Source organism: Xanthomonas sp. NCPPB 1754 (assembly GCF_041475725.2).
In the GTDB taxonomy this organism is placed as follows: domain Bacteria; phylum Pseudomonadota; class Gammaproteobacteria; order Xanthomonadales; family Xanthomonadaceae; genus Xanthomonas; species Xanthomonas euvesicatoria.
In genome coordinates, this window is the sequence record NZ_CM192982.1 from 551428 (window position 1) to 572122 (window position 20695).

A 20695-nucleotide genomic window follows, 5' to 3' on the forward strand; every position below is an offset into this window, starting at 1 on the left:
CTAGCCTGCGGCCATTACCCTCACAGCATCGGCAGCGCGCATGGCCCCGTCCCACTGGCGTGTGATCCTCAACGGCAAGTCCACCGACAACATGGACCTGCGTGAGGCGGTGGGAACGCTGCGCAAGCGCGGCATCCAGCTCGATGTGCGGGTCACCTGGGAAGACGGCGATGCCGAGCGTTACGTGGGCGAGGCGGTGGCCGATGGCGTGCACACGGTGGTGGCCGCCGGTGGCGACGGCACCCTGAGCGAAGTGGCCGCCGCCCTGGCGCACCACGAGGGCGATGCGGCCTCGCTGCCGTCGCTGGGCCTGGTGCCGCTGGGCACCGCCAACGACTTCGCCACCGCCGCCAATCTGCCGATCGCCCCGCTGGAGGCGTTGACCCTGATCGCCGAGCGCGTCGCGCAGCCGGTCGACCTGTTGCGGATCGACGCCGACCACGGCCCACACTGGTGCGCCAACGTGGCCAGCGGCGGCTTCGGCACCCAGGTCACGGTGGAAACCGACGAAGGCCTGAAGAAGATGCTCGGCGGCCTGGCCTATCTCATCACCGGCATGTCGCGGCTGGGCCGCATCGACCCGATCAGCGCCCGCTTCAGCGGCCCGGAGTTCAGCTGGGAAGGCGAATTCATCGCACTTGGCCTGGGGAACGGGCGCCAGGCCGGTGGCGGCCAGGCGCTGTGCCCGGAGGCACTGATCGACGACGGCCTGCTGGATGTCACCATCGTCCCCGACCTCGACGGGGAAGTGGCCGCCACGCTCGGCACCCTGGTCACTGGCGGCAAACAGGCCGCGCTCGAACGCGTGGCCGTGCGCGCCCGCGTGCCGTGGCTGGAAATCGTTTCCCAGCAACCGCTGACTTTGAACCTGGACGGCGAACCGGAAACCTCGCGGCACTTCCGCATCGAATGCGTCCCGGCGCGTCTGCGAATGCACTTGCCGGGTGAGTGCCCTTTGCTTGGCGGGTGAGAATCGGGAATCGGGGATGGGGGGATCGGGAAAGCTTCGCATGCGTTTCGGGTGGGCCAGGCAATCGCCGCAGCCCACCTTCGCCGTTGTTGAACGACGTTCGCCCCCGGCTGCTGCCCTGGGCCAGCAGTTGCGCTACAGTAGCCGCGTGTCCCGCCTGACGACTCCACGCTCCTTCTCTTCCGCTCGCCGCTGGTGGCGATGGTGGCCCGTTGCCGTCGTCCGCCCCGCCACAGAGTCCCGGAAGGAAAGTCGTCTTGATCACTGCAGAGCAGTTCCAGCGCCAGGCCGCTGAAGGTCACACCCGTATCCCCGTTGTCCGCGAAGTGCTGTCCGACCTGGACACGCCGCTGTCGGTCTATCTGAAGCTCGCCGACGGCGCCTACACCTATCTGTTCGAATCGGTCGAAGGCGGGGAGCGCTTCGGGCGCTACTCCATCATCGGCCTGCCGGCGCGGCGCGTGTACAGCTTTCGGGGCCACACGCTGGAGGTCAGCGAACACGGCGAAGTCGTCGAGACCCGTGAGGTCGCCGACCCGTTGGCTGAAGTCGATGCGTTGCGCGCCGAACATTCGGTGCCGCAACTCGATGGCCTGCCCGGCTTCACCGGCGGGCTGGTCGGCTGGTTCGGTTTCGAATGCATCCAATACATCGAACCGCGCCTGGGCAGTGGCGACAAACCCGACGAACTCGGCACGCCCGACATCCTGCTGATGCTCTCCGAAGAGCTGGCGGTGTTCGACAACCTCAAGGGCCGTCTGTACCTGATCGTGCATGCCGACCCGCGCCAGCCGCAGGCCTATGTGCGCGCCAATCGGCGCCTGGACGAGCTGGCGCATCGCCTGCGTCAGGGCGGCGCCGGTTATCCGCGGGCGCAGATTTCCGACGCGATCGACGAAGCGGACTTCCATTCCTCGTTCACCCGCGAGGAGTACCACGCCGTGGTGCGCAAGGCGCAGGAATACGTGCGCGCCGGCGACATCTTCCAGGTGGTGCCATCGCAGCGCTTGCGCGTGCCGTTCCGCGCGCGCCCGGTGGACGTGTATCGCGCGTTGCGTGCGTTGAACCCGTCGCCGTACATGTATTTTCTCGATGTCGGCGGTACCCAGGTGGTTGGTTCGTCGCCGGAAATTCTGGCGCGCCTGCGCGATGGCGTGGTCACTGTGCGCCCGATCGCCGGCACCCGCCCACGCGGCGCCACGCCCGAACTGGACAAGGCACTGGAAGCCGAACTGCTGGCCGACCCGAAGGAACGCGCCGAGCACGTGATGCTGATCGATCTGGGGCGCAACGATGTCGGCCGCGTGGCCGAACCGGGCACGGTCAAGGTCGGCGAGCAGTTCGTGATCGAACGCTATAGCCATGTCATGCATATCGTCAGCGAAGTGACCGGCACCCTGAAGGCCGGTCTGAATTACAGCGATGTGCTGCGCGCCACCTTCCCGGCCGGCACCGTCAGCGGCGCGCCGAAGATCCGCGCGCTGGAAATCATCCGCGAGCTGGAGCCGGTCAAACGCAATGTCTATTCCGGCGCGGTGGGCTATATCGGCTGGCATGGCGATGCCGACACCGCCATCGCCATCCGCACTGCCGTCATCCAGGACGGCTACCTGTATGTGCAGGCCGGCGGCGGCGTGGTCTACGACTCCGATCCCGACCTGGAGTGGCAGGAGACCATGAACAAGGGGCGCGCGCTGTTTCGCGCAGTTGCCCAGGCGGCCAAGGGCCTGTGATGGACGGGCAGGGCAGCACGACGCGCATCAGCTTTCGCAACGACTACAGCGAAGGCGCGCATCCGCGGCTGTTGCAGGCGTTGGCGCAGGCCAGCGCCGATCAGCACGCCGGCTACGGCACCGATCGGCACACAGCGCATGCGGTTGCCTTGATCCGCCATGCCGTCGCGCAGCCGCAGGCCGACGTGCATCTGCTGGTCGGCGGCACGCAGACCAATCTGATTGCGATCAGCGCGTTCTTGCGCCCGCATCAGGCCGTCATCGCGGTGGACGCGGCGCATATCGCCACGCACGAGACCGGCGCCATCGAAGCGACCGGCCACAAGGTGCTCACTGTCCCGGCGCTGCACGACAAGCTGACGCCTGCGTTGATCCGGCCGGTGCTGGCTATGCATGGCAACGAACACATGGTGCAGCCGCGCCTGGTCTACATTTCCAACAGCACCGAAAGCGGCACCCTCTATACACGTGCAGAACTCGAAGAATTGTCTGGCTTCTGTCGCGCGAACGATCTGCTGCTGTACCTGGATGGCGCGCGCCTGGGGGCGGCGCTGACCGCCGACGGCAACGATCTGGATCTGCCCACCATTGCCGCGCTGACCGATGCGTTCTATATCGGCGGCACCAAGAATGGTGCGCTGCTCGGCGAAGCGCTGGTCATCGTCAATCCGGCGCTGCAGCCCGATTTGCGTTATCTGATCAAGCAGCGCGGCGCGCTACTGGCCAAGGGCATGGTGCTTGGTGTGCAATTTGCGGCGTTGTTCGAAGATGGTCTGTTCTTCGAACTGGCCGCGCATGCCAATGCCATGGCGCAACGCCTGCGCGCTGGCCTGCTTGCGGCAGGCGCGCATTTCACCAGCGACTCGCCGACCAACCAGCAGTTCATCGCCGTCAGCGCGCAGCAGGCCGCGCAGCTGGCGCAAGGCTACGACTTCGAGCGCTGGGAAATGCGCACCGATGGCAGTCAGGTGATCCGCTTCGTGACCTCGTGGGCGACCACGGCCACGGCGGTCGATCGGCTGTGTGCGGATGTGGCGGCCCTTTTGCAGCAGCACGCAGTGCAGGGCCATGACTAGACCTCAAGGACGACAACGATGAACACAATCGCTGGTTGGATGCTCGCCGCTGTGCTGACGCTGCCCACTGTTGGAATGGCGCAGATCAATGCCCTGCCGTCGCAGCCGCATTTGTTGGTCAAAGGCCAGGCGTTTCGCACGGTCGATCCAGACCGCTTTATCGTTGACCTCAAGATCAGCAAGACGGAATTACAGCCCGACTTGGCGCGGAAGTTTGTCGAAGGCCGTGCCAGGTTGGTTCTGGATGGATTACAGCGCGATCACGTTCTCAAGGACTCCCTTTACGCCTCTGCACTCTCGATTTCTCCGCAATCGCGTTATGAGGCGGGCAAATCCGTCTTCGAGGGGACCCGGGTGGAGCGCAGGATTCGTGGCGCCTTTACTTCATTGAAAGATGTGCGTGCCTTCCTCGGCGACTTGGACGCCAACGAGAATGTGCAGGTGTTATCGATGCAAACGGCCTACGCCGATGCTGCCGCGTTACGTGCGGAACTCAAGCGTGAAGCCGCGACGCAGTCACGCCAGTCCGCTCAGGGGCTTGCCGCTGCGTACGGCGTCCGGCTCGGCGGCATTTACAGCATTTCGGATGTCGCTCCCAATTTTGCCTATGGCGTCGAAGCAGGCACCTGGTCGGCCGCCACAGCGGCAACGCCAGGCTCGATCGTGTCTCCGCCTTCGCCGCCGGCTCCACCGTCGTCGCCTGCGCCAAGCGCAGTGGGCCAGGGAGTCGGCGAGAGCCTGATGACCGGCACTATCACTTATACCGAAAACATCTATGCGGTCTTCCTGATCGCGCAATGAGTCCTTTGCCATGCTGCTGATGCTCGACAACTACGACAGCTTCACCTACAACCTCGTGCAGTACCTGCAGGCGCTGGGCGCCGAGGTCATGGTGGTGCGCAACGACGCCATGAGCGTCGACCAGATCGCCGCGCTCAAGCCCGAGCGCATCGTCATCTCGCCCGGTCCGTGCACGCCCAACGAAGCCGGAATCTCGCTGCAATTGATCGAGCAGCTGGGTCAGACCACGCCGATCCTGGGCGTGTGCCTGGGCCATCAAAGCATTGGCCAGGTCTACGGTGGCGATGTGATCCGCGCCGGCAACATCATGCACGGCAAGACCTCGCCGATTCGTCATCAGGGCAAGGGCGTGTTCGCCGGCCTTCCGGACAGCTACGAGGCCACGCGCTATCACTCGCTGGTGGTGGACAAGACCACCTTGCCGGACACACTGGAGGTCACCGCCTGGACCGAAAATCCGGATGGCTCGATGGAAGAGATCATGGGCCTGCGCCATCGCCAGTTTCCGGTCGAAGGCGTGCAGTTCCATCCCGAATCGATCCTGACCCAGCACGGACATGCCTTGCTGAAGAACTTTCTGCAGCGTTGATTGCGATGTGCCTGTGCCATCGTGACGTATCGCATTGCGGCATCGGTGCAGCGACGATGCGAAATCGCGACATCGCCCGACGCGCGCCGTACTACGCACCGTGTTCAAACACCGCGCCGCCTTCCACTGCATTCGAATCACGATGAGCACACCCGACGACAGCATCCATTTCTACGAGCCGACGCAGGGTCACGGGCTGCCGCACGATCCGTTCAACGCCATCGTCGGCCCGCGTCCTATCGGTTGGATCGGCTCGCGCAGCGCCGAGGGCATCGCCAATCTGGCGCCGTACAGCTTTTTCAATGCATTCAACTACATCCCGCCGATCGTCGGCTTTGCCAGCATCGGTCGCAAGGACAGCCTGCGCAACATCGAAGCCACCGGCGAATTCACCTGGAATCTGGCCACCCGGCCGTTGGCAGAAGCAATGAACGCCAGCGCGGCGATGGTGCCTGCGGAGGTCGATGAATTCGGTCTGGCCGGCCTGCAGGTGGCGCCATCGCGGCTGATCGCTGCGCCACGGGTCGCTGCCAGTCCGGTCAGTTTCGAATGCCGGCTCAGCCAGCTGCTGCCGCTGCAAACCGCTGCCGGTCACGCCATCCAGACCTGGTTGGTGCTGGGCGAAGTGGTCGGCGTGCACCTGGCCAGGTCGGCGCTGCACGAGGGCATCTATGATCCGGGCGCAGTGCAGACGATTCTGCGCGCGGGCGGGCCGGCCGATTATTACGAAGTGCAGCCGCAGGCGCGTTTTCGCATGACGCGTCCAGGCCAGTGATCGTCGCAGCTGCCACGGCAGTCGCGTCGCCTGGCGCTTGCGCTTTCCTGCATTGATCGCGCGCGTCGCAAGCCGCCTGCGTCTCCATCCATCACGTTCTGCCACGGTTGTTTCCATGCCCATCACGCCGCAAGAAGCCCTGCAACGCACCATCGAACACCGCGAAATCTTCCACGACGAAATGGTCGAGTTGATGCGGCAGATCATGCGCGGCGAGGTCTCCGACATGATGGTCGCGGCCATCCTCACCGGGCTACGGGTCAAGAAAGAGACCATCGGCGAAATCGCCGGTGCGGCCACGGTGATGCGCGAGTTCTCGCGCCGCGTGGACGTGGCCGATCGCCAGCACATGGTGGACATCGTCGGTACCGGCGGGGACGGTTCGCATACCTTCAACATCTCCACCTGCGCCATGTTCGTCGCCGCAGCCGGCGGTGCCAAGGTGGCCAAGCACGGCAATCGCAGCGTCTCGTCCAAATCCGGCAGTGCCGATGCACTGGAAGCATTGGGCGCGGTGATCGAGCTGCAGCCCGAACAGGTTGCCAGCGCGTTGGCGCACACCGGCATCGGCTTCATGTATGCACCAGTGCATCACCCGGCCATGAAGGTGGTGGCACCGGTGCGGCGCGAAATGGGGGTGCGCACTATCTTCAATATCCTGGGTCCGCTGACCAATCCGGCCGGCTCGCCGAACATCCTGATGGGCGTGTTCCACCCCGACCTTGTCGGTATCCAGGCGCGCGTCTTGCACGAACTCGGCGCCGAACGCGCGTTGGTGGTGTGGGGGCGCGACGGCATGGACGAACTTTCGCTTGGCGCTGGCACGCTGGTTGGCGAATTGCGCGATGGCCAAGTGCGCGAATACGAAGTGCACCCGGAAGATTTCGGCATCGCCATGTCGGCCAGCCGTAACCTCAAGGTGGCCGATGCTGCGCAATCGCGCGCGATGTTGCTGCAGGTATTGGACAACGTGCCCGGCCCCGCGCTGGATATCGTGGCGCTCAACGCCGGTGCTGCGTTGTACGTGGCCGGCGTGGCCCACAGCATTGCCGATGGCGTGCTGCGCGCACGCGCGGTCATCGCCGACGGCTCGGCGCGCGCGCGGGTGGACGCCTATGTCGCCTATACCCGCCAGCTTGCCGTGCAGGCCTGAGCCATGCCGGCAACCGCCACGCAGCGGCCATCACCCGCCGGCGTCCCCACGGCCGCGCTGGCAAGCTGCGTGATGGCGCCCAGCCGCGCTGCAGTACGCCCGTCTTGACCGATAATGCCCGCCCGCCAGGACCCGATACGATGAGCGACATCCTCAACACCATTCTTGCCCGCAAGGCCGACGAAATCGCCGAGCGCAGTGCGCGCGTGCCGCTGGCCGAGTTGATCGCGCGCAGCGCCGACCTGCCGCTCACGCGCGGATTTGCAGCTGCCATGCAGGCCAGCATCGCCGCAGGCGACCCGGCCGTGATTGCCGAAGTGAAGAAGGCCAGCCCGTCCAAGGGTGTCATCCGGCCGGACTTCCAGCCGGCCGATATCGCGGTCAGCTATGAATTCGGTGGCGCGACGTGCCTGTCGGTGCTCACCGATGTGGATTTCTTCCAGGGATCGGATGCCTATCTGCGCCAGGCGCGCGACGCCTGCACGCTGCCGGTGCTGCGCAAGGATTTCACCGTCGACCCGTATCAGGTCTACGAAGCCCGCGTGCTCGGCGCCGACTGCATCCTGCTGATCGTGTCCGCGCTGGAAGACGCCCAACTGGCCGATCTATCGGGCCTGGCCATGCAGCTGGGCCTGGACGTGCTGGTGGAAGTACACGACATCGACGAGCTCGAGCGTGCGGTGCAGGTGCCGGTGCCGTTGATCGGCATCAACAATCGCAACCTGCGCACCTTCGAAGTGACGCTGCAGACCACGTTGGACATGCGCGCGGCGGTGCCGCGCGATCGCGTGCTGGTCACCGAGAGCGGCATCGTCACCCAGGCCGATGTGCAACTGATGCGCAGTCACGATGTGAACGCGTTTCTGGTCGGCGAGACCTTCATGCGCGCGGCCGAACCCGGCGAGTCGCTGCGTCAGCTATTCTTCGCGCATGACTGAGTCGTATCCCGTTCCGCGCGAAGACGCACCGCTGGTGGTCTTCGACTTCGACCACACGTTGTACGACGGCGATTCCGGCAGTCATCTGTTTGCCTGGCTGATCAAGCGCAACCCGTTGCGCTTGCTGGTTGCGCTGTTGGCCTCGCCAATTCTCGGCCCGATGGTGGCGATGCTGCCAACCCGGCGGCGCGGCGTGTCCGGCTATGTGTGGATCGCCACGTTCGGCCTGCACCGCGCGCGCGAGTTCAACCGTTTCATCGACGCATACGTGCTCAAGCATGAAGCGCAGATCCGCCAGCGCCTGCTCCCGCATGCCTTGAAGGTCTTCACCCAACACCGCGCCGCCGGCGACCGTGTGGTGGTCGCCACCGGCGCACCGCCGGAGTTGGCGCGCGCCATTCTCGGTTTCGTGGCCCACCAGGACGTGCCGGTCATTGGCAGCCTGGTCGGCCCGCGCCTGGGCGCAGTCACTGCGCGACGTCACTGCCATAACGAAGAAAAGATGCGCATGCTGCGCGAGCGCGGCTACGCCGATATCGCCATCGCCTACTCGGACAGCACCGCAGATCTGCCGCTCTTGAAGGCCGCGCGCGCGCCGGTGGTGGTCAATCCCAAGGCCAACCGCGAAGCGCTGTTCCGCCAGGTACTGCCGACAGGCACGCCCATCCTCAACTGGGGTTGCCGCGACCGCGGCGGCAAGGCGCTGTAGGCGAGCGCAACATTCAGGCAGCTAGGTCGTTTCGCGCGGAGCGCAACGATTGCGCAGTCCAGCTTGCGATGGCGCATTTCCATGGCGGGTCGCGCGGGCAAACGGATGCGACCTGTAGCGCAACGAATCTTCAGGATCGTGACGCAGTCGCGATGCAGAGCGTGCGGTTCGACGGCGCGAAGACTCTCTTATAAGAGGTATCGCGCAAAAGTGCCGCTGCAGAGGGCATGAAGTGCCGATGTTGGCACCGTCGCAATCGAATCCATCGGAGCCGAAACCGGCATGCAGCCAGTGCACAAGGCACTGGCTGCACAGCGCCGTCAGCGGGTGCCGTACAGCACGACGGTCTTGCCGCGTGCATGCAGCAGGCCGTCGGCCTGCAGCTTCTTGAGCACGCGGCCGGCCATTTCGCGCGAGCACCCGACCAGGCGTGCCAGCTCCTGGCGCGAGACACGCAGCTGGGTGCCCTGCGGGTGGCTCATCGCTTCCGGCTCCTTGGCCAGGTCGTGCAGCGTGCGCACGATGCGGTCGGTCACGTCGAGGAAGGCCAAGCGGCTGGCTTTCCTTGTGGTATCGAGCAGCCGTTTTGAAAGCTGAACACCGATCGCATACAGGATCTTCGGCGCATCCGGCGACAGGCTGGTCTGGAACAGCTGCTGCAGCCGCTCGTAGCTGATCTCGGCAAGCTCGCACTGGGTGCGGGTGCGCAGGATCACCTCACGGGTATCGGATTCGATGAACAACCCCATCTCGCCGACGAATTCGCCGCTGCCGAAGTAGCCCAGCACCAACTCACGGTCGTCATCTTCCTCGGCGATGATGCTCACCGAGCCGCTGATCACGTAGTAGAGGGTGCCGGCCGGGTCTCCTGGCCGGAACACATCGGTCCGGGTCGGATAGCGCCTTCGATGGCTGTGCGCCAGGAAACGCTCGATGGTGCCCGCGTCCAGCGCCAGGGAAGGGGTAGCGTTACGTACCGTCGTAGTGACAACCGTCGTATTTCCTGGGCTCATGGTAGTTCCGCGTGTGATTCCTGAAGCTTAACGGCATGAGTCATGCAAGGTAAACCACTCTTAACATCGGCATTTCGTTGCTGGGATCTTTGGCTCATAATTGACTCCTTTCCCGCTTTCCATAAGGACAGACCGACGTGGTCAAGCCGTTGCCTCGTCTGAGGCTACAGGGGTTCAACAACCTCACCAAGGCGTTGAGCTTCAACATCTACGACGTCTGTTATGCGCGTACCGAAGAGGAGCGTCAGCGCTACATCGAGTATATCGATGAGCAATACGACGCCGATCGTCTGACGCAGATCCTGACCGATGTGGCCGAGATCATTGGCGCCAACATCCTCAATATCGCACGTCAGGACTACGATCCGCAGGGCGCATCGGTGACGATCCTGATCTCCGAAGAACCGGTGATCGACAAGAAGCAGGCCGGCAAGGAGTTGATCTCCGATGCCGTGGTTGCTCATATGGATAAGAGTCATATCACTGTCCATACATATCCGGAAACGCACCCGCAGGAAGGCATCGCCACGTTCCGCGCCGACATCGACGTCGCGACCTGCGGCGTGATTTCGCCGTTGAAGGCGCTCAACTACCTGATCGAGAGTCTGGAATCGGACATCGTGATCATGGATTACCGCGTGCGTGGCTTCACGCGCGATGTGAAGGGCAAGAAGCATTACATCGATCACAAGATCAACTCGATCCAGCAATTTCTCGCCAAGAACGTGAAGTCGCGCTACGAGATGTTCGACGTCAACGTCTACCAGGAAAATATCTTCCACACGAAGATGCACCTGAAGGACTTCGACCTGGATCAGTACCTGTTCGAAGAGCGCGCCAAGAACCTGTCGTTCAAGGAGCGCATGAAGATCGAAACGCTGCTCAAGCGCGAAATCGAAGAACTGTTTCACGGACGCAACCTGAGCGAATAAGCGCAGGCGCATCCTGTCGCGTGCTTGCTCGCAAGCGCGCAAACGCCTTCAGGCGGGACGGCCCGCCACGCGACGACCTCGCGTTCCACAGCCGACGGCGGCCCAGTGTGCAGACACTGGGTCGCTTTTTTTTTTGTCCGTTTTTTCTGTGAGGAGTACTGCAATGCCCTGGATCTATCTGTTGCTGGCCGGCCTGTTCGAGATCGGCTTTGCCATGGGACTGAAATACAGCGACGGGTTCACTCGCCTGTGGCCGACCGTGCTGACAATCGGCCTTGCCGGCATCAGCCTGTGGTTTCTGACGCAGGCGCTGAAGACCATTCCGGTGGGCACCGGCTATGCGATCTGGACCGGCATCGGCGCCCTGGGCGTGACCATTGCCGGTATCGCGCTATTTGGCGATAGCGCCTCGTGGTCGCGATTGGCATGCATCGGTCTGATCGTGGCCGGCGTGATCGGGCTGAAGCTGGTCGGGTAGTCAGTCCTCCAGCGTTTGCTGCGCAAACGCTGGGCTCCGACTGGAGGCTGCCTATCCACCCGTTCGGCCGTAGCTGCACGCGCAATGCGGGAACAGCCCCAGTTTGCGGCGCAAAACCTTGGGACCCCGACTCAGAGGCCTATCCCCACGCCTTTGGCGCGCGCCCCCCTAAACAAGGGGGGGCTGTGCTTCAGTGGTGTGCCGGCCAGCGGTTGATCGCCGTGTTGGGTGTACTTAGGTACGGGCTAGATTCTGGTTGCCAGTCCCCAATTCCCAATTCCCAATTCCCAACTAGAGGCGGTAAGCAACCGCCTTCATCAGCTTGGAGGCCAGGGCCATCGCGCTGGGGATCGGAGCCGGGAGCGGGCGGGCGCCAGCCTGCTCGGCCTGGTCGGCATGGCGGGCCTCGTCGATCTTCATCACGCGCAGGATGGCGCGGCTGCGTTGGTCGTTCTGGGGCAGGGTTTCCAGATGCTCGTCCAGGTGCGCTTCGACTTGGCGTTCGGTTTCGACCACGAATCCCAGGCTCCAGTCGTCGCCGCGCAGCCCGGCCAGCGCGCCGAGCGCGTAGCTGCCGGCGTACCACACGGGGTTGAACAGGCTGGGGCGGCTGTCCAGCTCGTGCAGGCGGTCGGCGCACCAGGCCAGGTGATCCGTTTCTTCCTGGGCAGCTTCCAGCAGGTGGTGCTGGGTGTGTGCGTCGCGGGCGACGGCGGCCTGGCCGAAATACAGGCCCTGCGCGCACACCTCGCCAACATGGTTGATGCGCATCAGGCCGGCCGCATGGCGACGCTGCTCCGGGTCCAGGACGACGTCGGGCGTGTCGGCGGCGGGATTGGGACGCTCGGCCGGCGGATTGCCGAAGACGGTGTCCAGCGCGCGCTGGGCTTCGACCAGCAGCCGGTCGAGCGGGCTATGCAGGCGGGTGGGGGAGATCTGGGTCATACGGCGATTCTGGCCCCGCTCCGCCGTGCTGCCAACCGCCATGGCGCGGTTGTTGCTGCAACTTGCGCCGCCGCCGAACGTCCCGTACAATCCCGCCTCTTCTGTTTCGCCTTCACAACGCGTGGCAAAGTTCCAGTGGTCATCGGCCGCTGCAATCCGCCCGACCACTCAAGAGTTTTCTCATGACTACGTTCACCGCCAAGTCCGAGACCGTCCAGCGCGACTGGTATCTCGTTGACGCCGCCGGCAAGACGCTCGGCCGTCTGTCCACCGAACTGGCCCGCCGCCTGCGCGGCAAGCACAAGCCGGTTTATACCCCTCACGTCGATACTGGCGATTACCTGGTGGTAATCAACGCCGAGAAGATCGTCGTCACGGGCAACAAGCTGAAAGACAAGAAGTATCACCGCTTCACCGGCTACATCGGTAACTTGAAGACCGAGAGCCTGGAGCAGGCGCTGCAGCGCCACCCGGAGCGCGTGATCGAAATCGCCGTCAAGGGCATGCTGCCGAAGGGCCCACTGGGTCGCACCATGTACCGCAAGCTCAAGGTCTATTCGGGTGCCGAGCATCCGCACGCCGCCCAGCAGCCGCAAGTTCTGGATATCTAATCATGGCTATCACGCAAAACTACGGCACTGGCCGCCGCAAGTCCTCCACCGCTCGCGTGTTCCTGCGCAAGGGCACCGGCAACATCACCGTCAACGATCGTCCGCTGGACGAATTCTTTGGTCGTGAGACTGCGCGCATGATCGTGCGCCAGCCGCTGGAACTGACCAAGAACACCGAAAGCTTCGACATCATGGTTACCGCCTCCGGCGGCGGCACCACCGGCCAGGCCGGTGCGATCCGTCTGGGCATCGCCCGTGCGCTGGTCGAGTACGACGAAACCCTGAAGTCCGAGCTGCGCAAGGCTGGCTTCATGACCCGCGACGCTCGCGAAGTCGAGCGCAAGAAGGTCGGTCTGCACAAGGCCCGTCGCGCCACCCAGTTCTCCAAGCGCTGATCCAAGGCGTTTGGTGCATCCCGGTTCGCCGGATGCCTGCTTCAAGAGCCCGGCCATGCCGGGCTTTTGTCGTTTTGGGTCCTGGTGTGTGCCCTGTACGAGCGCGTGGCCAGGATCGCCCTGGAGGCCGAACGCGATATGCATGAACGCAGATGCGCCATGCGTCGCCGCCGGACGCCGGGCAACAAAAAAGGCCCGATCTTTCGATCGGACCTTTTGAGTTTGGCTGCCCCGGATGGATTCGAACCACCGAATGCCTGAGTCAGAGTCAGGTGCCTTACCGCTTGGCGACGGGGCAATAAAACGCGTTGGCCCAAGATTATTGCATGCCGGTGAGGGCGTGAACACCTTGGTGGCTATGGGTGGACTCGAACCACCGACCCCAGCATTATGAGTGCTGTGCTCTAACCGGCTGAGCTACATAGCCTAGGGAGCCGGCAATTCTCACGATGCGTCGTGCTGTTGTCAAGCATTTCGTTTTCAGCTTGTGAGCCGGGCGTCGCCGTGGCAGAGTCGGTGGCAGTAGATTTTCAGGAGTCCGCATCGTGATCGATCCGGACGGTTTCCGGCCAAACGTCGGCATTGTGCTGATGCGGCAGGACGGTCAGGTATTCTGGGCACGACGCGTGCGCAGGGACGGCTGGCAGTTCCCGCAGGGTGGCATGAACACCGATGAGACACCCGTTGAAGCCATGTACCGCGAGTTGCGCGAAGAAACCGGGTTGTTGCCCGAGCATGTGGAATTGCTCGGCGCCACGCCTGGCTGGCTACGCTATCGGCTGCCCAGCAGGGCAGTGCGCCGCAATGAGCGGCAGGTGTGTATCGGGCAGAAGCAGGTCTGGTTCCTGCTGCAGTTCACCGGCGATGAATCCCATCTCAAGCTCGACCATACCGACACCCCGGAGTTCGACCACTGGCGCTGGGTGGATTTCTGGTATCCGGTCGAGCACGTGGTGATGTTCAAGCGCGGCGTCTATGCGCGCGCGCTGCGTCATCTGGCGCCGCTTGCGCAAAGCCTGGCCGGCCCGGCGGCAGTCGGTGCGATGCCCCAACGTGCGCTGGAGGCGTGGCTGCCGGGCAGCAGCGCGGCGGGGCACGACAGCCCACGCAAGCGGCCACGCAAGCGCAGCGGGGCTCGCGCGATGCGGATTAATAATGATTAACGGATGGAATTGACACCTATTCTCGTTTGCGGTGCAATCAGCGCCGGTCCTTTCCGGATCGCCAACACCCGACCGATACTGTGTACGTCTGCATCTGTAATGGGGTCACCGACCACCAGATCCGCGAAGCGGCCGAGAATGGCTGCGCCAGCCTTGCCGAACTGACCATGCGTACCGGCTGTGGCTCCAATTGCGGCTCATGCCTGGAGATGGCGGGTGATCTGTTGAACCAGGCACATGCCACCCGCGCATTGCCGTTGCCGCTCCTGGGGCTGGCCAGCGCCGCCTGAGGCAGGCGCTTGGGACCGAGGTCCCGACGATGGCTGTTCCGGGATTCCCACGCGGTACCTGATGCCAGATGCATCCGGCCCGGGCCGCGAATGCCAGTTCCATTCCTGCCTCGCCGGCGCCACCTGCGGCGAAGTGGTCGCCCGTTGATAGCCAGCACAAGACTGCGGCGGTTCCACGCCTGATCCGCGATTTCAGCTGGCAGCTGCCAGGCAACTGGCAGCTGCCCGCGGCGCGCGACGCGTCCCGCAACTGATCACGATTCGCGTTCCTTCATGTGCCGCGCCAACGCGCTAGAGTGCGGCTGGCTCACTGTCTCGGAGACATCGCATGAAGGGCGATACCAAGGTCATCGAGTACCTCAACAAGGTGCTCTACAACGAACTCACTGCGATCAACCAGTACTTCCTGCACGCCAAGATGCTGAAGAACTGGGGCCTGAATGAACTGGCCGAGCATGAGTACAAGGAATCCATCGACGAGATGAAGCATGCGGACAAGCTGTCCGACCGCATTCTGTTTCTCGAAGGACTGCCCAATTTCCAGGCCTTGGGCAAGCTGCGCATCGGCGAGAACCCGACCGAGATGTTCCGCTGCGATCTGACCCTGGAGCGCGAGGCGGTTGTCGTGCTGCGCGAGGCGGTGGCGTATGCGGAGACCGTCAAGGACTATGTGAGCCGCCAGTTGCTGGTGGACATCCTGGAGTCCGAAGAAGAGCACATCGACTGGCTGGAAACCCAGCTGGATCTGGTGGCGCGCATCGGCGAGCCCAATTACCTGCTGACCAAGCTGGACGACTGAACGCGCATTTGGTCGAGGTTGTCTTGTTTTGGTCTTGAATTTACGAGTGCGCTGTAGTTCTGCCGGTCGGTGTTTCAGCGATGGGTCGCTGATGATTTTCCTTCACAAATCGGTTGCCGGATGAGCGTGCGTAGCTTCGCCCCCGTCCCCTCGCCCCAACCCCTCTCCCGCAGGAGAGGGGCTCTGGTGTCCTTCCGGGCCCAGGATCCTGGGCCGCTCACCGCGCTGTCAGGGCAACGGCCGAATAACGTTCGTGGTCAGGGCGGCTGTGCCCAAGCGTGTTCGCGGCCGAGATGGCATCCCTCAGCAGTTCGATGCAGGTGGCGGCGCCAGGCGTCTGCTGCTGCTTCGACAGCGCTGATGCGACTACGGATTTGTGGCGCTGGCAGCGGCTTGCAGGCGGGCGACCTGGCCTAGCAGCGCCAGGCGGGCGCGGGCGTATTCGGCGATGACCAGGGCGACCATGACTGAGGGGCGTTCGATAGTGCCGGTGCGGGCGGCCAGTTCGATGCGCCGGGCCGCGTTGGAAACCGCCTGCGCACCGACGTTGGCGCTGGAGGACTTGAGGGTGTGGGCGAGGTCGCGCAGCTGCATGCTGTCGCGGTTGGCGGCGGCCGCTTCCAGTTGCTCGATGATCAGCGGTGCGTCTTCCAGGAACAGCTGCAGGATGGTGATGGTGTCCGCGCCCGCCACTTCGTACAGCTCGTCGATCACGCTGTTGTCCAGGATCGGCAGTGCGCGTGCCTGCGCAGCGGCGCTGGCGCTTTCGGGGTCGTGGGTCGCCTGGCCGGCGCTGCTTGGGCCGGGCAGCAGCGCCTGACGCGGCAGCCAGCGCTGCAGACAGGCGTCGAGCTGTTCGCGTGCGACCGGCTTGGACAGATAGTCGTCCATGCCGGCGGCCAGGCAGCGTTCGCGATCGCCGGCCATGGCGTTGGCGGTCATGGCCACGATCGGAATCGGGCGGCCGCCGCTCTCGGTTTCCATCGCGCGCCAGCGGCGGGTGGCGGCATAGCCATCCAGCACCGGCATCTGGCAATCCATGAAGACCATGTCGTAGCGGGTGGATTCCATGCTGGCCAGTGCGGCTTCACCGTCGGTGGCGGTGTCGGCCTCGAAGCCAAGCACGGCCAGCAGCTTCTGCGCGACCAGCAGGTTCACCGGGTTGTCTTCGACCAGCAGGATGCGCACCTCGCGCGCATTGGCCATCGGCGGCGGCAATGGCTCGGGGATCATCGCCGAGGCCAGCGTGGTGACGTGGGCGGGCTTGGGTTCGGGCGGCAGCACCAGGGCGCGCAGGGTTTCGTCCGGGCTCTGTCGCGGCACCAGAGTGGTGTGATCCTGCAGTTCGGCCGGTACCGGTTCTTCGCCGTACAGCCAGATCAGCCGCGCGCTGTTGGCGTTTTCCGGGCGGGCGAGCGCGCGGTGCACCGCGCGCGCGCTGTAGCGCAACGTGTCGTGGTCGGCGATGACGCAGCGGAAGCCCTCGCTGTCGTTGTGCCGGCGCACGCGTTCGAGCGCTTCCTGGGTGGTTTCCATGAGCACGTGCGACACCCCCCAGCTGTCGAGCAGGCGCTTGAGGCGTTGCGACAGGCGCGCATCGGAGCTGATCACCATCACCCGTGCGGCATCGGCGCCGGTGGCCTGCTGGAGGTCGCCGATGACCTTGAGCAGCGGGATTTCGAACCAGAAGGTGGAGCCGCGCCCGGGTTCGGATTCCACCCCGATGCGGCCGCCCATCAGGTCGATGATGCGCTTGCAGATCGCCAGCCCCAGGCCGGTGCCGCCGTACAGCCGCGTGGTGGAGGCATCGGCTTGTGCGAAAGAGCGGAACAGGCGTGCCTGCTGGTCCGGGGCGATGCCGATGCCGGTGTCGCGCACCTGGAAGCGCAGCAGGTGCTGGGCGCGCGTTTCGCCCAGGCGGCGCAGCTGGATGTCGACGCTGCCGCGTTCGGTGAACTTGATGGCGTTGCCGATCAGGTTGCCCAGCACCTGGCGCAGGCGGATCGGGTCGCCGCGCACCAGCAGCCGTACCGACGGTTCGATATCCAGGCTCAGGCGCAGTTGGCGGCCTTCGGCGGTGCGCTGCAGCAACTGGATGACGCCGTCGAGCAGCTCGCGCAGGTTGAAGGTGGTGATTTCCAGTTCGAGCTTGTTGGCTTCGAGCTTGGAGTAATCGAGGATGTCGTCGACGATGCGCAGCAGCTGCAGCGAGCTGCCGGTGGCGGTCTGCAGCATGTCGCGCTGGTCAACGCTGAGCTGGCCGCTGGAGATCAGCTCCAGCATCGGAATGATGCCGTTGAGCGGGGTGCGGATCTCGTGGCTCATGGTGGCCAGGAATTCGCCCTTGGCCAGGGTGGCGGCCTCGGCGGCCTGCTTGGCGCGCAACAGTTCCTGTTCGAGTTCGCCGTGGCGCCGCAGTTCCTGCTGCAAGCGTTCGCGGGCCAGGTCGGCCTCTTCCAGGCGCTGTGCCAACGCATGCTGCGCCTGGACAGCCCGGTGGGCCGCAAGTGCGGCGCACAGCCCGCAGACCACCGCCAGTACTGCCGACACCGCGCTGACGGCGCGCCAGGGGCCTTGCAGCGACGACCATTGCAGGCCTGCGCCGAGTGCGACCGCCAGCGCGGCCAGCACTGCCAAGATGCTCCAGGCGCGAAGACCTGCTGCCCGCTCTCTCACTCAGAGCACCGCGCTCGTGAAGTCGAAGTCCAGTTCCTTGCCGACCGTCTGCACCAGGTTGCCCTGGATGAAATCCACGCCGCTCATCCACATCGCAGCCGCGGCCTGCGGATCTTCGATGCGTTGGCCGATGATCAGCAGGCCGCGCTGGTGGGCGATGTCGATGACGCCGCGCAGTTCGTCGCGCACCGCCGCGTTGCCGTGCGCATCGGCGAAGCGGTTGGCCATGCGCACGAAGCTCAGCGGCAGCTGGGCCAGCAGTGCGTTGGCTTCGTCGCCGGGTTCGAACTGGCTGAGGCAGAACTGCACGCCGGCCGGCATCAACTTGGCGCAGAACTGCTGCACGGTGACGGCATGGATCAATGCATCGTCCAGGCGCAGATCCACGATCAGCGACTGGCCGGCCACGCCACGTTCGACCAGCGCCTTGAGCAGCCAGTCGGCGAAGGCGTCGCGGGCCAGCGTGCGCGGCGATTGCGAGACGAACAGGCGCAGCGGCGGGCTGGCGTGCTGGTACAGGTGCAGCAGGCCCAGCGCGTGGTCCATGACCTGCTGGTCCAGATCGGCGATGCGCCCGGCGGCTTCTGCGGCAGGAATGACCTGGCCTGCCGAGAGCAAGGTGCCGTCAGCCTGGCGCAGCCGCAGCAGTACCTGGTACTGCGCGGTGTCGCCGCCGGCCACGGCCACGATCGGCTGATAGGCCAGTTCGAGCTGGCCTTCGACCAGCCGCAGTTGTTCCTGCTGTTCGGCCTGGCTGGGCGCCAGGTAGGTCTGCACGCCGTCGCTGCGCAGGCGTGCCTGCAGCGCGGTGCGTTCGACCGCTTCCAGCGCGCTGCCGGTGTCGTCGAAGCCCACGCCCAGCGGTGCCACGCCGATGGCGCAGCGCACGTGCACGGATTCTTCTTCGCGCACCGGGAAGGCGTTGGCAGACAGCCGCTGGCGGATCTCCAGTGCCTGCTGTTCCAGGCTGGCTTCGGGCATGTCGACGGCCAGCAGCAGGAAGCTGTTGTCGTTCAGGCGCGCCAGCGGGTAGGGCTGGGCGGCGCTGGCCAGGCGGTGCCCGGCCTGGGTCATCAGGCGCTCGTAGGCGGCATAGCCGTAGCGCTCGCGCAGGCCGAGCGCGCTGGCGATCTCGATGAAGAACAGGCCGCCGGACTGCTTGCGCTCCAGCGCATCGGCGAGCAGGTCCATCACGTGGCCGCGGGTGGGCAGGCCGGTTTCCGGATTGCTGCGCGCGCTGACCTGTTCGCCGGCTTGCTGCAGCGCCTGTTGGCGTGCGCGCCGGATGCGGTTGGACACCGCAGCGATCAGGTGGCGCGGGCGGATCGGCTTGGTGAGGAAGTCGTCGGCGCCGCTGTCGAGCACTTCGAACTGGCGCTCCGGGTCCGGGTCGCCGGTCAGGAACACGATCGGCAGCAACTGCTGACCGGGCTGCTGGCGGATCAGCGTGGTCAGGCGGATGCCGTCCAGCTCGGGCATGTGCAGATCCATCAGGATCAGATCCGGGTGATAGTCCTGGATCGCCTGCGGCACGCTGGCGGCGGTCATTTCGACCTGCGCATGCATGCCGGCGCCATGCAGCACGCTCTGCGCAAACAAGGCCTGCGAGCGGTCGTCCTCGACGATGAGGACGCGGTACGGCGCATCGGCGGCGACATTGTCCTCGCCGTCGTGCGGCGCGGTGGCCGCTGCCGATGTGGGTAACGCCGTGGGCGCCGATGCTGCGGCAGCACGCGCGCTGCCGCTGGCCGCCGACGCGCGCGGCGCCGACACGGCCGCGGCCGGGCTGGGCACCGCTGCAGCGGCAGGCGCAGGAATGATCGCCGCGCTCACCGGCACAGCGGTGTCGACCGGCGACGCAACCTCATCGGCCCAGCGACGCCAGTGGTCGGCCGGCGGCGTCTCGGCGCGAAGTGGACGATTACGCGTGGCGGTGTCGTCACGTGTGGTGGAAGAAACCGGATCTCGGGCGGCCATCGATACTCCCTACAGTCGCTGTGATTATGCGATGAACTTCACGGTAGCGGGGAGCTGCGTGCAGTTGGCGTAGCGGCGGGGCGCATCGGCGCAACCAGCCGACGCATTCCCCGCCACAGCAATCGCCAGACCCACCACACCACCAGCCCCGCCAGCAGGCTGGAGCCCACCGCCAAACCCAGTGCCAGCCAGGGGTGCGCCAGTGCCAGTGCCAAGGCCGTGGTGGCGATGGTGTCCTCGGCCAGCGAGGCGATCCAGTTGCTGGCCGGTTCGGGCGAGGTGTTGAGCAATGCGCGCGTGCCGGCCTTGAGCGTGTGGCTGGTCAGCGCCACGCCGGCACCGGCCGCCAGGGCGCCCGCGCCCAGGTCGCCGTCGGGCGAGAGCGTTGCCGCGGCCAGGAAGGCGCCGGCGGGCACGCGGGCCAGCGTCTGTAGCAGGTCCCAGCCCGAATCCACCCCCGGGATCTTGTCGGCGAAGAATTCGGCCACTGCCAGCGCGCCGGAGGTGCCCAGGACCCACCACGACTGCGCCGGATGCAGCGCCGGCGGCAAGTCGATCCAGCCCAGCAGGCCGGCCAGGCCGACGCCGAACACGGTGAGATAGACCCGGATGCCGGCCAGCCAGGCCAGCAGGATGCCGATCACGAACAGATGCGCTTCGCTCATGGCGTGG

At 65.1% G+C, this 20695-nt stretch carries 21 protein-coding genes and 2 tRNA genes; 16 read left to right on the forward strand and 7 right to left on the reverse strand.

The genetic code is table 11. The annotated features are described in order from the left end of the window. Positions 1-40 precede the first annotated feature (40 nt). The 9 genes from yegS to ACCQ15_RS02460 all read left to right on the forward strand — a co-directional run bounded on the left by yegS (position 41) and on the right by ACCQ15_RS02460 (position 8744). The gene (gene yegS, locus ACCQ15_RS02420; protein WP_014089189.1) at positions 41-970 is read left to right on the forward strand and encodes a lipid kinase YegS; all 930 of its coding nucleotides are present in this window, start codon (positions 41-43) and stop codon (positions 968-970) included. 257 nt (positions 971-1227) lie between these two features. Continuing rightward, positions 1228-2703, forward strand: coding sequence for an anthranilate synthase component I (trpE, locus tag ACCQ15_RS02425; protein WP_011346166.1), 1476 nt, complete (start codon positions 1228-1230; stop codon positions 2701-2703). Further along, the gene (locus ACCQ15_RS02430; protein ID WP_372381172.1) at positions 2703-3779 is read left to right on the forward strand and encodes a threonine aldolase family protein; all 1077 of its coding nucleotides are present in this window, start codon (positions 2703-2705) and stop codon (positions 3777-3779) included. The genes trpE and ACCQ15_RS02430 overlap by 1 nt, the downstream gene beginning before the upstream one ends. Positions 3780-3797: 18 nt before the next feature. After that, the gene (locus tag ACCQ15_RS02435) at positions 3798-4580 is read left to right on the forward strand and encodes an SIMPL domain-containing protein (RefSeq protein ID WP_033478977.1); all 783 of its coding nucleotides are present in this window, start codon (positions 3798-3800) and stop codon (positions 4578-4580) included. Between the two features lie 10 nt (positions 4581-4590). Then, positions 4591-5169 carry an anthranilate synthase component II gene (locus ACCQ15_RS02440; protein ID WP_071117974.1) on the forward strand — a complete coding sequence of 193 codons (579 nt, stop codon included), beginning with the start codon at positions 4591-4593 and terminating at the stop codon, positions 5167-5169. Positions 5170-5311: 142 nt separating this feature from the next. Next, positions 5312-5944: a flavin reductase family protein gene (locus tag ACCQ15_RS02445; RefSeq protein ID WP_008575588.1), complete on the forward strand. Its 633-nt coding sequence runs from the start codon at positions 5312-5314 to the stop codon at positions 5942-5944. A 115-nt stretch (positions 5945-6059) separates the two neighbouring features. Further along, positions 6060-7097, forward strand: a complete 1038-nt coding sequence (gene trpD / locus ACCQ15_RS02450; RefSeq protein ID WP_014089193.1) for an anthranilate phosphoribosyltransferase — start codon at positions 6060-6062, stop codon at positions 7095-7097. Between the two features lie 140 nt (positions 7098-7237). Then, a complete protein-coding gene (trpC, locus tag ACCQ15_RS02455; protein WP_033478978.1) occupies positions 7238-8035 on the forward strand; it encodes an indole-3-glycerol phosphate synthase TrpC in 798 nt (265 codons plus the stop codon). Further along, positions 8028-8744 (forward strand): haloacid dehalogenase-like hydrolase, encoded by a 717-nt coding sequence (locus tag ACCQ15_RS02460; RefSeq protein ID WP_007967853.1) that lies wholly within the window; start codon positions 8028-8030, stop codon positions 8742-8744. The genes trpC and ACCQ15_RS02460 overlap by 8 nt, the downstream gene beginning before the upstream one ends. A gap of 320 nt (positions 8745-9064) precedes the next feature. Here the strand turns inward: ACCQ15_RS02460 and crp are convergent, their stop codons facing one another. Then, positions 9065-9757 (reverse strand): cAMP-activated global transcriptional regulator CRP, encoded by a 693-nt coding sequence (gene crp / locus ACCQ15_RS02465; RefSeq protein WP_005914205.1) that lies wholly within the window; start codon positions 9755-9757, stop codon positions 9065-9067. A gap of 137 nt (positions 9758-9894) precedes the next feature. On the opposite strand from crp, the gene speD reads away from it, so the two are divergent. Both speD and ACCQ15_RS02475 read left to right on the forward strand, forming a co-directional pair. After that, positions 9895-10689, forward strand: coding sequence for an adenosylmethionine decarboxylase (speD, locus tag ACCQ15_RS02470; RefSeq protein ID WP_007967854.1), 795 nt, complete (start codon positions 9895-9897; stop codon positions 10687-10689). Between the two features lie 163 nt (positions 10690-10852). Further along, the gene (locus ACCQ15_RS02475) at positions 10853-11167 is read left to right on the forward strand and encodes a DMT family transporter (protein ID WP_003483069.1); all 315 of its coding nucleotides are present in this window, start codon (positions 10853-10855) and stop codon (positions 11165-11167) included. A 291-nt stretch (positions 11168-11458) separates the two neighbouring features. Here the strand turns inward: ACCQ15_RS02475 and coq7 are convergent, their stop codons facing one another. Continuing rightward, complete coding sequence (coq7, locus tag ACCQ15_RS02480) at positions 11459-12112, reverse strand: 2-polyprenyl-3-methyl-6-methoxy-1,4-benzoquinone monooxygenase (protein ID WP_109291331.1); 654 nt, start codon at positions 12110-12112, stop codon at positions 11459-11461. Positions 12113-12294: 182 nt separating this feature from the next. Between coq7 and rplM the strand changes: the two genes are divergently transcribed. Further along, positions 12295-12723 (forward strand): 50S ribosomal protein L13, encoded by a 429-nt coding sequence (gene rplM / locus ACCQ15_RS02485; protein WP_003483082.1) that lies wholly within the window; start codon positions 12295-12297, stop codon positions 12721-12723. 2 nt (positions 12724-12725) lie between these two features. Next, entirely contained in the window at positions 12726-13118 is a 393-nt protein-coding gene (rpsI, locus tag ACCQ15_RS02490; protein WP_003483085.1) for a 30S ribosomal protein S9, read from the forward strand. 223 nt (positions 13119-13341) lie between these two features. On the opposite strand, the gene ACCQ15_RS02495 is transcribed toward rpsI, so the two are convergent. Beyond that, positions 13342-13416 (reverse strand) — tRNA-Gln (locus tag ACCQ15_RS02495). 52 nt (positions 13417-13468) lie between these two features. Then, positions 13469-13545, reverse strand: a tRNA-Met gene (locus ACCQ15_RS02500). 118 nt (positions 13546-13663) lie between these two features. Here ACCQ15_RS02500 and ACCQ15_RS02505 point away from each other — a divergent pair. The 3 genes from ACCQ15_RS02505 (at position 13664) to bfr (ending at position 15370) form a co-directional block, all read left to right on the forward strand. Continuing rightward, positions 13664-14281 carry an RNA pyrophosphohydrolase gene (locus ACCQ15_RS02505; protein ID WP_011346181.1) on the forward strand — a complete coding sequence of 206 codons (618 nt, stop codon included), beginning with the start codon at positions 13664-13666 and terminating at the stop codon, positions 14279-14281. A gap of 80 nt (positions 14282-14361) precedes the next feature. Continuing rightward, positions 14362-14571: a (2Fe-2S)-binding protein gene (locus tag ACCQ15_RS02510; protein WP_008575600.1), complete on the forward strand. Its 210-nt coding sequence runs from the start codon at positions 14362-14364 to the stop codon at positions 14569-14571. A gap of 328 nt (positions 14572-14899) precedes the next feature. Continuing rightward, a complete protein-coding gene (bfr, locus tag ACCQ15_RS02515) occupies positions 14900-15370 on the forward strand; it encodes a bacterioferritin (protein WP_372381173.1) in 471 nt (156 codons plus the stop codon). Between the two features lie 366 nt (positions 15371-15736). Here the strand turns inward: bfr and ACCQ15_RS02520 are convergent, their stop codons facing one another. Genes ACCQ15_RS02520 through ACCQ15_RS02530 form a run of 3 tightly spaced genes read right to left on the reverse strand, consistent with a single transcriptional unit; the run spans position 15737 to position 20688 of the window. Then, on the reverse strand, positions 15737-18007 hold the full coding sequence (locus ACCQ15_RS02520; RefSeq protein WP_338338918.1) for an ATP-binding protein: 2271 nt from the start codon (positions 18005-18007) through the stop codon (positions 15737-15739). A gap of 39 nt (positions 18008-18046) precedes the next feature. Next, positions 18047-20023 (reverse strand): EAL domain-containing protein, encoded by a 1977-nt coding sequence (locus ACCQ15_RS02525; RefSeq protein ID WP_184422733.1) that lies wholly within the window; start codon positions 20021-20023, stop codon positions 18047-18049. A 38-nt stretch (positions 20024-20061) separates the two neighbouring features. Then, positions 20062-20688, reverse strand: coding sequence for a DUF4126 domain-containing protein (locus ACCQ15_RS02530; RefSeq protein WP_011346185.1), 627 nt, complete (start codon positions 20686-20688; stop codon positions 20062-20064). Positions 20689-20695 lie beyond the last annotated feature (7 nt).